At 70.9% G+C, this 12807-nt stretch carries 7 protein-coding genes; all 7 read left to right on the top strand.

What is annotated here, in order from left to right; genetic code table 11:
• Nucleotides 1–24: 24 nt before the first annotated feature.
• The 7 genes from ABD767_RS05730 to ABD767_RS05700 all read left to right on the top strand — a co-directional run bounded on the left by ABD767_RS05730 (nucleotide 25) and on the right by ABD767_RS05700 (nucleotide 12732).
• Nucleotides 25–1002 carry a tripartite tricarboxylate transporter substrate-binding protein gene (locus ABD767_RS05730; protein WP_103045443.1) on the top strand — a complete coding sequence of 326 codons (978 nt, stop codon included), beginning with the start codon at nucleotides 25–27 and terminating at the stop codon, nucleotides 1000–1002.
• Nucleotides 1003–1071: 69 nt separating this feature from the next.
• A complete protein-coding gene (locus ABD767_RS05725) occupies nucleotides 1072–7146 on the top strand; it encodes an alpha-2-macroglobulin family protein (protein ID WP_344868691.1) in 6075 nt (2024 codons plus the stop codon).
• 438 nt (nucleotides 7147–7584) lie between these two features.
• On the top strand, nucleotides 7585–8607 hold the full coding sequence (locus tag ABD767_RS05720; RefSeq protein ID WP_103045441.1) for an ATP-binding cassette domain-containing protein: 1023 nt from the start codon (nucleotides 7585–7587) through the stop codon (nucleotides 8605–8607).
• A gap of 75 nt (nucleotides 8608–8682) precedes the next feature.
• On the top strand, nucleotides 8683–9972 hold the full coding sequence (locus ABD767_RS05715) for an extracellular solute-binding protein (RefSeq protein ID WP_103045450.1): 1290 nt from the start codon (nucleotides 8683–8685) through the stop codon (nucleotides 9970–9972).
• A 10-nt stretch (nucleotides 9973–9982) separates the two neighbouring features.
• Nucleotides 9983–10876 carry an ABC transporter permease subunit gene (locus ABD767_RS05710; RefSeq protein WP_103045440.1) on the top strand — a complete coding sequence of 298 codons (894 nt, stop codon included), beginning with the start codon at nucleotides 9983–9985 and terminating at the stop codon, nucleotides 10874–10876.
• Complete coding sequence (locus ABD767_RS05705) at nucleotides 10873–11700, top strand: ABC transporter permease subunit (protein WP_103045439.1); 828 nt, start codon at nucleotides 10873–10875, stop codon at nucleotides 11698–11700. The genes ABD767_RS05710 and ABD767_RS05705 overlap by 4 nt, the downstream gene beginning before the upstream one ends.
• A 156-nt stretch (nucleotides 11701–11856) precedes the next feature.
• Nucleotides 11857–12732 carry an endonuclease/exonuclease/phosphatase family protein gene (locus tag ABD767_RS05700; RefSeq protein ID WP_103045438.1) on the top strand — a complete coding sequence of 292 codons (876 nt, stop codon included), beginning with the start codon at nucleotides 11857–11859 and terminating at the stop codon, nucleotides 12730–12732.
• The last annotated feature ends 75 nt before the right edge of the window (nucleotides 12733–12807 follow it).

Below are 12807 nucleotides of genomic sequence, written 5' to 3'. Positions count from 1 at the left end.
TGTTTTCACTTTCCGGAGTCCTCGATGACCGTGAACCGCCGCCGCCTGCTGCTGGCCAGCGCCGCCGCCGCCAGCGCTCTCGTCCTGCCGCACGCCCGGGCCCAGCAGGGCAAGCCGCTGCGCATTCTGGTGGGTTTTCCGCCCGGGGGCGGCACCGATGCCATCGCCCGCCTGCTGGCCGAGCGCCTGGGCGCGGGCCTGGGCCGTCCCATCGTCGTCGAGAACCGCCCGGGCGCCGGTGGCCAGATTGCCGCGCAGACGCTCAAGGCCGCGCCGGCGGATGGCAGCGTCGTGTTCCTGACGCACGACCACACCATCTCCATCCTGCCGCAGGTGGTCAGGAACCCCGGATTCGACCCGGCGCGCGACTTCGTGCCTGTCGGCGGCTTTGCCACCTTCGTCAATGCGCTGGCGGTGCCGGCGCAGCTGCCGGTCGCCAGCTTTGGCGACTATGTGCAGTGGGTGCAGCGCAGCGGCGGCGGGCGCGGCGTAGTCGGCATTCCGGCGCCGGCGTCCACGCCCGAATTCCTGGTCAAGGTGCTGGGCCAGCGCTACAAGCTCGACCTGGTGTCCGCGCCCTACCGCGGCAGCGCGCCGATGATTGCCGACATGCTGGGCAGCCAGATCGCCGCGGGCATCGGATCGGTGCAGGACTTCATCGAAAACCACCGCGCCGGCAAGCTGCGCGTGCTGGCCGTGCTGGGCGCCAAGCGCCAGCAGGCGCTGCCCGACGTGCCCACCTTCGACGAGCTGGGCCTCAAGGGCTTCGAGGACACACCGTACTACGGCTTCTACGCCCCGGCGGGAACGCCGGCGGACTTCGCGCAGCAGTTCTCGGCCGCGCTGGGCGAGGCCGTGGCCGCGCCGCAGGCGCACGCGCAGCTGGTGCAGATGGGCCTGAGCGTCGAGCCGATGACGCCCGAGCGGCTGCACGCGCGCGAGAGCGCCTACACCGCGGTGTGGAAGCGCATCATCGAGGAGTCGGGCTTCACGCCCCAATGAACGGTGCGTGGCCGAAAGCGCCGTCGCCGCCCGCCTTGCCTGCCCCCGTAGCCTGACAACCGCCCTGCCATGACCCACCGCCGCCGCCTTCGCACGCTTTTGAACCCTCTCGTCTGCGGCGCCTTGGCGGCGGTGGCCTGGCTGCCCGGTGCGGCGTGGGCGCTCAAGGTCTCCCAGGTCTCGCCCCAGGGCGAGGTGGCCAAGGTGCGCCAGGTCGTCGTCGACTTCGACGGCGCCGCGGTGCGCTTTGGCGATGCCCAGGCGGGCGCGCCGTTTGCGCTGGCCTGCAGCGACGCGCAGGCCGCGCGCGGCCAGGGGCGCTGGCTCAGCGAGCGGCGCTGGACGTTTGACCTGGCCCAGGACCTGCCCCCCGGCGTGCGCTGCACGCTCAGCCCCGAGCCGGGCTTTGCGCCTTTGGGCGGCGCGCCCTGGCGCGGCGCGCAGCAGTACCGCTTCAACACCGGCGGGCCGGCGCTGCAGGACGCGCGCCCGCACCGCTGGCGGCCGGTCGACGAGGAGCAATTCTTCATCCTGCAGCTGAACGCCGATGCCACGCGCGAGAGCGTGCAGCAGCACGCCTGGTGCGAGCTCGACGGCGTGGGCGAACGCGTGCCGGTGCGCCTGATCGACGGCGCGCAGCGCCAGACGCTGCTGCAGGAGCAGCACCTGGACAAAAAAGCCGCCGGGCACCCGCTGCGCTGGCTGACGCTGGCCTGCGCGCGCCGCATGACGGCCGGCACCGACATGCAGCTGGTGCTGGGCGCGGGCCTGGCCACGCCCAGCGGCGTGGCCACCACCACCGAGCAGCGCCTGCGCTACGAGGTGCGCGCGCCGTTTGCCGCCGAGTTCTCCTGCGAGCGCGAGAACGCCCAGTCCGCCTGCCTGCCGATCCGGCCGCTGCGCCTGTCGTTCAACGCGCCGGTGGAGCGCAAGCGCGTACAGGCCATCCACCTGAAGGGCGGCGGGCTGACGCTTGCGCCGCAGCTCGACGACGAGGGCAAGGGCTCGGATCTGCTCGACGGCGCGGTGTTCAGCGCGCCGCTGCCGCCGTCGACCGCGTTCACGCTGGAGCTGCCCAAGGATTTTCGCGACGCAGCCGGCCGCCCGCTGGCCAACGCCGAGAGCTTTCCGCTGCAGGTCACCACGGCCGCGCTGCCGCCGCTGGCCAAGTTTGCCGCCGCGCCGTTTGGCGTGATCGAGCGCTACGCCGAAGGCCCGGATGGCCCGGCGCTGCTGCCGGTCACGTTGCGCAAGGTCGAGTCGCAACTGCCGGTCGCCCAGCTGCAGCCGGGCGCGCAGCCCGCCGGGCGTGGCCAGGTCGCCGCGCTGGCGCCCGACGGTGACGCGCAAATCATTGCCTGGATGCGCAAGCTGGAACGCTACGACGCCGGCTGGGTCGAGCGCAAACAGGCGCAGGCCGACGGCATCGGCCTGCCGCCGGTGCCGCCGCCCGATCCTGCCGGGGAGGGCGCAGCGACGACCCGTCCGCAGGAGCGCACCGACCGCGACGCCGTCCTGGTGCAGGCGCGCAGCCTGTCGCTGCTGGCCGGCCAGACCGGCGTGCAGCGCACGAGCCTGCCGCCGGCCACCGCGGGCGACCCGCGGCCGTTCGAGGTCGTCGGCATTGCGCTGAAGGCGGGCTATCACGTGGTCGAGATCGCCTCGCCGCTGCTGGGCGGCGCGCTGCTGGACCCGCGCTACGGAGAAGACCGCACCATGTATGTGCGCACCAGCGCGCTGGTGACCAACCTGGGCGTGCACTTCAAGCTGGGGCGCGAAGGGTCGCTTGCCTGGGTGACCACGCTGGACGGCGGCGAGCCCGTGGCCGGCGCGCGCGTGCAGGTCTCCAGCTGCGCCGGCGACCTGCTGGCCAGCGCGGCCACCGACGGCAGCGGCATTGCCCGCCTGCCCGACCTGGACGTCGAGCCGCCGACCTGCAAGGGCGACGGCGGCTGGCGCCAGGCCTACTTCGTCAGCGCGCGCAGCGGCGACGACCTGGCCTTCGTCTGGAGCGACTCGCAGCGCGGCATCGAGCCCTGGCGCTTCAACGTGCCCACCAGCGACGCAGCACAGCCCGACGTGCTGGCGCACACCGTGCTCGACCGCACGCTGGTGCGCGCCGGCGAGACCGTGTCGATGAAGCATTTGCTGCGCAGCGAAACCGCCCAGGGCTTTGCGCTGCCCGCCGAGCGCCCGGCGACGCTGCGTATCGTGCACGTGGGCAGCGGGCGCGAGTTCACCCAGCCGCTGCACTGGCGCCAGACACCGACCGGGGGCCTGAGCGCTTCCAGCGAGTTCCATGTGCCGCCAGCGGCCAAGCTGGGCGAATACCAGCTGCGCCTGGGCGGCGAGGACGCCTGGAGCGGGCTGGACGCGGGGAGCTTCTGGGTCGAGGAATTCCGCCTGCCGGTGCTGCAGGGCAGCATCGCGGTGACCGGCAGCGGCGACCTGGTGCGCCCGCGCCATCTGCCGGTGGCGGTGCAGGTGGGCTATGTGGCAGGCGGCCCGGCGCGCCAGCTGCCGGTGCGCGTGTCGGCCATGGTGCGTGCCAAGCCGCTGGCGTTCGAGGACTTCGACGCCTTCAGCTTCGACGCGCCGCGCGCCAGCAACGAAAGCAGCGCCAGCAGTGGCGAGGATGGCGGCGACGGCACGGCCCAGAACACGCGCGTCGTGGCCGACAAGCTGGCGCTGACGCTGGACGCGCAAGGCCAGGGCCAGGTGACGATTGACGATTTGCCGCGCAGCCGCGCGCCGCAGGACCTGGTGCTGGAGGCGCGCTACGCCGACCCCAATGGCGAGGTGCAGACGCTCAGCAGCACGCGCACGCTGTGGCCGGCCGCCGTGGTGGCCGGCATCAAGACCGAGGGCTGGGCCTCTGCCGTGGGCAGCAAGCTGCGCTTTCAGGCGCTGGCGCTGGGCACCGACGGGCGCGCGCGCGCCGGCGTGCCGTTGTCGGTGCAGGCCTATGCGCGTACCACGTACAGCAGTCGCAAGCGCCTGGTCGGCGGCTTCTACAGCTACGACAACCGCACCGAGACGCACGACCTGGGCACGGTCTGCACCGGCAAGAGCGACGAGCGCGGCCTGCTGCTGTGCGAGACGGCGCTGGAGCAAAGCGGCGAGGTCGAGCTGGTGGCCACCGCGCGCGACAAGGAGGGCAACGAGGCCAGCGCCGCCGCGTCGGTGTGGATCACGCGCCGCGGCGAGCTGTGGTTTGGCGGCCAGGATCACGACCGCATCGACCTGCTGCCTGAGAAAAAAAGCTACGAGCCGGGCGAGACCGCGCGGCTGCAGCTGCGCATGCCCTACCGGCAGGCGACCGCGCTGGTCACCGTCGAGCGCGAGGGCATTCTGTCCAGCCGCGTCGTGCAGCTCGACGGCAGGGACCCGACGCTGCAGGTCGAGATCGAGCCGGGCTGGGCGCCCAACGTCTACGTCAGCGCGCTGGTGCTGCGCGGGCGGCTGCGCGAGGTGCCGTGGTACAGCTTCTTCACCTGGGGCTACAAGATGCCGCGCGCCTGGTGGAGCGCCTTCTGGCAGGGCGGGCGCGAATACACGCCGCCAACCGCGCTGGTCGACCTGTCCAAGCCCAGCTACCGGCTGGGCATGGCCGAGCTGAAAGTGGGCGCGGCCGCCCACCGCATCGACGTGAAGGTGAGCGCCGACCAGGCCAGCTACCCGGTGCGCGGCAAGGCGCAGGTGACGATTGCGGCGCGCCTGCCGGACGGCCGGCCCGCCGCCGGTGCCGAGGTGGCCGTGGCCGCCGTCGACCAGGCGCTGCTGGAGCTGATGCCCAACCGCAGCTGGAACCTGCTGGACGCCATGCTGGCGCGGCGCAGCTGGGGCGTGCAGACGGCAACCGCGCAGATGGACATCATCGGCCGGCGCCACTACGGCAAGAAGGCCGTTCCCGCCGGCGGCGGCGGGGGTGGCGGCGCGCCCACGCGCGAGCTGCTGGACACGCTGCTGTTGTGGCAGCCCGCGGTGAAGCTGGACGAAAAAGGCGAGGCGCGCATCACCGTGCCGCTCAACGACGCGCTGACCACCTTCCAGATCGTCGCGGTGGCCGACGCCGGCGTCGGCCTGTTCGGCACCGGCCAGACCGCGGTACGCAGCACGCAGGACCTGCAGATCATCAGCGGCCTGCCGCCGCTGGTGCGCACCGGCGACCGCTTCAGCGCGCGCGTCACGCTGCGCAACACCACCGACCGCGCAATGCGCGTGCAGGTGGCGCCGCGCGCCACGCTGCTCGCGCTGGTGCCGCAGACCGTCGATCTGCCCGCGCAGCAGGCGCACGAGCTGGGCTGGGACGTCACGGTGCCCGGGGCGCTGGCGGACACGCGCGCCGGCGAGCTGCTGTGGGAGATCGAGGCGCACGATACGCTGGCCGGCGACCCGCAGGGCAAGGCCGGCGCGCGCGACGCGCTCAAGGTCAGCCAGCGGGTGGAGCCCGCCGTGCCCGTGACCGTGCAGCAGGCCACGCTGGCGCAGCTCGCCGTGCCGCTGGTGCTTGACGTGGCACCGCCGCCAGGTGCGCTGCCCGGGCGCGGCGGCCTGGCGCTGGCGCTGCAGCCCCGGTTGGCCGAGGGCCTGCCCGGCGTGCGCGACTGGTGGGCGCGCTACCCCTTCAGCTGCCTGGAGCAGCAGACCAGCCGCGCCATCGGCCTGGGCGACGCGCAGCTGTGGCAGGGGGTGGCGGCGCAGCTGCCGGCCTATCTGGACGGCGACGGCCTGGCCAGCTACTTTCCGCCGCGGGACGGCGAGAGCCACCGCGGCAGCGACACGCTGAGCGCCTACCTGCTGGCCGCCACCGACGAGGCCGCGCAGCTGGACGCGCGCTTTGCGCTGCCCGAAGACGCCCGCCAGGCGCTGCTGGATGGCCTGACCGCCTTCGTCGAAGGCCGCATCGAGCGGCGCCTGTGGAGCCCGTTGGCCGCGCGCGGCATCGACCTGGACGTGCGCAAGCTCGCCGCCATCGAGGCGCTGTCGCGCTACGGCCGCGCGAATGCGCGCATGCTTTCCAGCATCACCATCGCGCCCAACCAGTGGCCCACGCACGCGGTGCTCGACTGGCTGAACATCGTGCAGCGCATGCCCGAGCTGCCGCGCCGCGCCGAGCAGCTGGGAGAGGCGCAGCAGATATTGCGCTCCCGGCTGAACTGGCAGGGCACGCGCCTGGGCTTTTCCACCGAGCGCAGCGACGCCTGGTGGTGGCTGATGCAGGGCAGCGACGTGAACGCCGCGCGCCTGCTGCTGGCCGTCATCGACGATCCCGCCTGGCAGGGCGACCTGGGGCGGCTGGTCACCGGCTTCATCGCGCGCCAGCAGGGCGGCGCCTGGCACACGACCACGGCCAACTTCTGGGGCGCGCTGGCGCTGCGCCGCTTCAGCGCGGCCTTCGAGTCCACGCCCGTCGCCGGCCAGACGCGTGCGGTGCTGGGTAGCGAACAGGTGAATGTGGACTGGGCCAAGGTGCGTCGCATCGAGGCCGGCGACCCGCAGGGCGCGGCGCACCGGCAAAGCGCCTTTGGCGCACCGGCCGCGCCCGGCATGCTCGAAGGCAACACCGCCTTTGTGCCCTGGCCGGCGCAGGGCGGCGGCGAGCTGCTGGTCGAGCACCGGGGCGGCGGCGCGCCGTGGCTGACGCTGCAGTCGCTGGCCGCCGTGCCGCTCACGCAGGCGCGCAGCGCCGGCTTTGCGGTGCGCCGCAGCGTCACTCTCGTCGAGCAGGCCAACCCGGCGCTGTCCGCCGGCCAGTACAGCCGCGGCGACGTGCTGCGGGTGACGCTGGAGGTCGACAGCCAGGCCGACATGACCTGGGTCGTCGTCACCGACCCGGTGCCCGCCGGCGCCACCATCCTGGGCAGCGGCCTGGGCCGCGACTCCGAGATCGCCACCCAGGGCGAAAAGCGCGAGGGCCGGGGCTGGTCCGCGTTCGAGGAGCGCTCGTTCTCGGCATACCGCAGCTATTACGAATACCTGCCCAAGGGCAAGGTCACGCTGCAGTACACGCTGCGGCTGAACAACGCCGGCCAGTTCCAGCTGCCGCCCACGCGGGTGGAGGCGTTGTATGCGCCGGAGATGTTCGGCGAGGCGCCGAATGCGGGGGTGACCGTCGTGCCGCAGGGGGTGGACGGGAAGTAGGGCGTTTGGTGTTTCGTGCTTGATGGGTAAGGGTTTGGGGTGATTTGGTTGATGGCTGGTTTTTTGGAGGTGGCTGGCCGGGTCTCGCCCCGGCGGGCGACTTCCTTTTCTTGCTCGTGCAAGAAAAGGAAGCAAAAGAAGCACGCCCCGCTGTCCGTATCCCCTTCGCGTTGCGAAGGGGCAGCCTGCGGTGCTCGGGCATGGGGCGCAGCCGCATAACTCACTGCGCTGCTGCGCAGCTCCGTTCAAACAGATGCGGCCAGTCAGATCACGAAGCGCGGGTGTCCTGCGGCACCCGCGCGCGCCCCATGCCCTGCGCTCCTCGGTACGGCCAGAGGGGGGAGCCCCGAAACGGGCCATCGCTGCGCTCGGCCCCCCTGTGCGCCCTGTCATCCATCTGTCACCAGCTTGTCACAGATTTGCTTCTACACTCGCCCGATGTCTTTGATAGAGCTTGAACACGTCGCCAAGTCCTGGGGCGCCACCACGGCCCTGCAGTCGATGGACTTGCGCATCGAACCCGGGTCGTTCTGCGTGCTACTGGGTGCGTCCGGCTGCGGCAAGTCGACCACGCTGCGCATCATTGCCGGCCTGGAGAGCGCCAGCAGCGGCCAGGTGCGTATCGGCGGGCGCGACGTGACCCACTTGCCGCCGGCCGAGCGCGGCATTGCCATGGTGTTCCAGAACTACGCGCTGTTCCCTCACCTCACCGTGGCGCAGAACATCGGCTTCGGCCTGTCGGTGCGCAAGACCCCCAAGGCCGAGGCGCAGCGGCGCGTGGCCGAGGCGGCCGAGCTGCTGGGCCTGTCGCAGTTGCTGGAGCGCCGGCCGGGCCAGCTCTCGGGCGGGCAGCAGCAGCGCGTGGCGCTGGGCCGCGCGCTGGTGGCGCAGGCCAAGGTCTGCCTGATGGACGAGCCGCTGTCCAACCTGGACGCGCAGCTGCGCCAGGAAATGCGCACCGAGCTGCGCGAGCTGCAGCAGCGCCTGGGCCTGACGGTGGTCTACGTGACGCACGACCAGACCGAGGCGATGAGCATGGCCGACCAGGTCGTGCTGCTCAACCAGGGGCGGGTCGAGCAGTGCGCACCGCCGCGCGAGATCTATGCGCGCCCGGCGACGACGTTTGCCGCGCGCTTCATCGGCACGCCGCCGATGAATCTGCTGCAGCTGCAGGACGGCTGCATCGCCGGCACCCACCACCGCGTGGCGCCGGCCGGCGCCCACTGGCTCGGCCTGCGCCCCGAGGCGGTGCGCCTGGGCGACGCCGACGGCGTCGAGGCCACGGTGCAGGACCAGGAATACCTGGGCGCCGACCAGGTGCTGCGCTGCCGCCTGGGCAGCGAGACCGTGACGGTGCGCACGCCCGGCGGCCCGCGGCCCCCGGGCGACGCGGTGCGCCTGGCCTGGCTTGCCGAAGACCCGCATTTCTTCGACGCCGACGGCCGGCGCCTGCCGGCCTGACGCGCTGCACCGGCTCGGTGTGCCGAGCCGGTGTGGTTGTGTGCTTTTTCACCCGTGAATGACAAGGAGACCGTGATGCAACGCAAGACCTTTCTGAAATCTGCCGCCGCTGCGGCCGTGATCGCCTGCACCAGCACCGCCTGGGCCCAGGGCGCGGTGGAGGTGCCGTTCTACTTCCCGGTGGCAGTCGGCGGCCCGATCACAAAGGTGATCGACGGCTATGCCGATGCCTTCAACGCCGACCACCCGGGCACCAAGGTGCAGCCGATCTACGCCGGCACCTACCAGGAGACGCTGGTCAAGGCGCTGACGGCCAACAAGGCCGGCAAGGCGCCGGCGACCTCGGTGCTGCTGTCGACCGACATGTTCACGCTGATCGACGAGGACGCGATCACGCCGATCGACGACTTCCTCAAGACCGACGCCGACCGCGCCTGGCTCAAGAGCTTCTACCCGGCCTTCATGGCCAACAGCCAGACGGGTGGCAAGACCTGGGGCATTCCGTTTCAGCGCTCCACCGTGGTGATGTACTACAACAAGGACGCCTTCAAGGAGGCGGGGCTGGATCCGAACAAGGCGCCCGCGAACTGGAAGGAGCTCAAGGAAGCCGCGCACAAGCTGACGAAGAAGGATGCCTCGGGCAACGTCGCGCAGTACGGCGTGCAGATCCCGTCCACCGGCTTTGCCTACTGGCTGCTGCAGACGCTGACCACGCCCAACGACGTGCTGCTGGCCAACGAGGCCGGCACCAAGGTGACGTTCGACGACCCGAAGGTCGTCGAGGCGCTGCAGTTCTGGGTTGATCTCGCCAAGGAAGGCGTGCACCCCAAGGGCGTGGTCGAGTGGGGCACGACGCCCAAGGACTTCTTCGAGAAGAAGGCGGCCATCATCGTCACCACCACCGGCAACCTGACCAACGTGAAGAACAACGCCAAGTTCGACTTCGGCGTGGCGCCGATCGCCGGCAACGTGCGCAAGGGCGGCTCGCCGACGGGCGGCGGCAACTTCTACATCTTCAAGAAGGCGCCCAGGGAGCAGCAGGAGGCGGCGTTCAAGTTCGTGCAGTGGATCACCGCGCCCGAGCGCGCCGCGCAGTGGAGCATCGACAGCGGCTATGTGGCCACGTCGCCCGCGGCGTACGACACGCCGGCGCTCAAGAAATACGGCGCCGAGTTCCCGCCCGCGCTGGTGGCGCGCGACCAGCTGCCGGTGTCGGTGGCCGAGTTCTCGACGCACGAGAACCAGCGCGTGACCAAGGTGCTGAGCGACGCCATCCAGGCCGCGCTCAACGGCACCAAGACGCCGGCCCAGGCGATGAAGGACGCGCAGCGGGACGCCGACCGCATCCTGCGCGCCTACCAGTGAAGCCACGCGCATGACCGCCTTCGCGAAAGCCGGCTCGGGCCAGCGCGCCCTCCACGCCTGGTTGTTGCTGCTGCCGGCGCTGGTGCTGCTGGTGGCCTTCACCCACTGGCCGGCGCTGGCCACGCTGATCGACAGCTTCTACTCCACGCCCCGCGGCAGCCGGCCGGCGGTGTGGGTGGGGCTGGAGAACTACGCGGTCATGGCCGACGACCCGGTGTTCTGGCAGGCGGTGCGCAACAACCTGTGGTTTGCCGGCGCGACGATTCCCGCCTCCATCGGCCTGGCGCTGCTGATGGCGGTGTGGGTGAATGAACGCATCGCCGGGCGCGCCTTTCTGCGCATGGCCTATTTCACGCCCACGGTGCTGCCGATGATCGCGGTGGCCAACATCTGGCTGTTCTTCTACACGCCGCAGTACGGGCTGCTGGAGCAGATCACTGGGCTGTTCGGCTTCCCGTCGCACAACTGGCTGGGCGACCCGGCCACCGCGCTGGCCTGCGTGACGCTGGTGGCGGTGTGGAAGGAGGCGGGCTTCTTCATGATCTTCTACCTGGCCGCGCTGCAGACGCTCAACCCCAGCCTGAAGGAGGCCGCGGCCATCGAGGGCGCGTCGCGCTGGTATTTCTTTCGCCGCGTGCAGTGGCCGCTGCTGATGCCGACCACGCTGTTCGTGCTGGTCAACGCGGTGATCAACGCCTTTCGCCTGGTGGACCACATCTTCATCCTGACGCGCGGCGGGCCGGACAACGCCACCACGCTGCTGCTCTACCACCTGTACGAGGTCGGCTTCAAGTTCTGGGACACCGGCTACGCCGCCGCGGTGACCGTGGTGCTGGTCGTGGTGCTGGCCAGCGTGGCGCTGCTGCAGTTCTTCGTGCTCGACAAGAAGGTGCACTACCAATGAGCCGCGCCTCGATTGCCATCTACCGCCACAACTGGCTGGATACGCTGGGCGCCTGGCTGCTGGCGCTCTTGTGGATATTGCCGCTGGCCTATGCCTTCTGGACCGCGTTCCACACCAGCGAGTACGCGATCCGCCTGGACTTCACCGCGCCCTGGACGCTGCAGAACTTTCGCAACGCCTGGGAGGCGGCGCCATTTGCGCGCTACTTCCTCAACACCACGCTGCTGGTGCTGCTGATCCTGGCGGTGCAGCTGGTGCTCTCCACGCTGGCGGCGTTTGCCTTTGCGCGCTACGACTTTCGCGGCAAGAACGTGGCGTTTGCGCTGGTGCTGGTGCAGCTGATGATCATGCCGGACATCCTGCTGGTGGAGAACTACAAGACCATGGCCCACCTGGGCCTGGTGGACACGCTCACCGCCATCGGCCTGCCGTACTTCGCCTCGGCGTTCGCCATCTTTTTGCTGCGCCAGACCTTCCTGGGCATCCCCAAGGAGCTGGACGAGGCCGCGCGCGTCGAGGGCGCGAGCACGCTGCAGACACTGTGGCGCGTCTACGTGCCGCTGGCGCGGCCGGTCTATACCGCGTTCGCGCTGGTATCGGTCAGCTTTCACTGGAACAACTTCCTGTGGCCGCTCATCATCACCAACAGCGTCGAGTCGCGCCCGCTGACCGTCGGCCTGCAGGTGTTCTCCAGCGTCGAGCAGGGCGTGGACTGGTCGACCATCACCGCTGCCACGCTGCTGACCTCGGCGCCGCTGCTGGTCGGCTTTCTGCTGTTCCAGCGCCAGTTCGTGCAGAGCTTCATGCGCGCGGGGATCAAGTAGCCTGGCGCGTTTGCGCGGGGGCTGCCCTCGTCATTGCGGCGAAAGCCGCAATCCAGTCCTCGCGGTGAAAGAGGCGTCGTCTCCGTCATGCCGGCTTTCGCCGGCATGACGGAGACGGGAATGGTTCAACCGGGGTCGTGAACACGAAAGACATACATGCAGATCGTGACCTGGAACACCCAGTGGTGCTGCGGCCTCGATGGCCGCGTGGACGTGGCGCGGATCGTGCAGGGCGCACTCGCCCTGGGCGACGTGGATGTGCTGTGCCTGCAGGAGATCGCAGTCAACTACCCCAGCCTGGCCGGTGCGCCCGGCGACCAGCTGGCCGAGGTGCGCGCGCTGCTGCCGGCAGGCTGGCAGGTGTTTTTCGGCGCGGCGGTCGATGGCTGGAGCGCCGCCGGGCGCCAGCGCTTTGGCAACCTGGTCGCCACGCGCCTGCCGGTGCTGGCGGTGCAGCACCACCCGCTGCCCTACCCACCGGATGCGGGCGTGCGCTCGATGCCGCGCATGTGCAGCGTAGTGACGGTGCGCGATGCGGCGCTGGGGCCGGTGCGCGTGATGACCACGCACCTCGAATATTTCTCCAAGCGCCAGCGCATGGCCCAGGCGCTGGCGCTGCGCGCGCTGCACCTGCAGTACGGCGCCCAGGCCGCCTGCCCGCCGCCGCCGTGCAGCGACGGATCGCCCTTCCAGAGCCCGCCGCACACGCCGCATGCGCTGCTGTGCGGCGACTTCAACCTGCGCGCCAGCGACCCCGAATACGCCGCGCTGGCAGCGCCGCTCTCGCCCGCCGAGGCCGAGGGCTGGGCGGACGCCGGCACGCCGGCGCTGTACGACGCCTGGCAGCTGTTGCACCCCGGCCAGCCGCAGCCGCCGACGTTCTGCCTGTTCGACGACCGCTACGCGCCCGAGCCGTTTGCCTGCGACTTCGTCTGGGCCAGTGATTCGCTGCGCGGCCAGGTGCGCGCGATGCAGGTGGATGGGCAGACGCGCGCCTCCGACCACCAGCCGGTGTGGCTGCAGCTGGGCTGATCCGGCCGACCGGGCGTGCGGCCCGGCCTTGCGCCGGCGGCGGTGATATTGCATTGCAGCAAAAACCACGGCACC

It is taken from the genome of Comamonas faecalis, assembly GCF_039538025.1.
Taxonomy (GTDB): domain Bacteria; phylum Pseudomonadota; class Gammaproteobacteria; order Burkholderiales; family Burkholderiaceae_C; genus Comamonas_C; species Comamonas_C faecalis.
The sequence above is the reverse complement of the archived record's forward strand: the minus strand, read 5'-3'. Positions and strand labels throughout refer to the sequence as shown.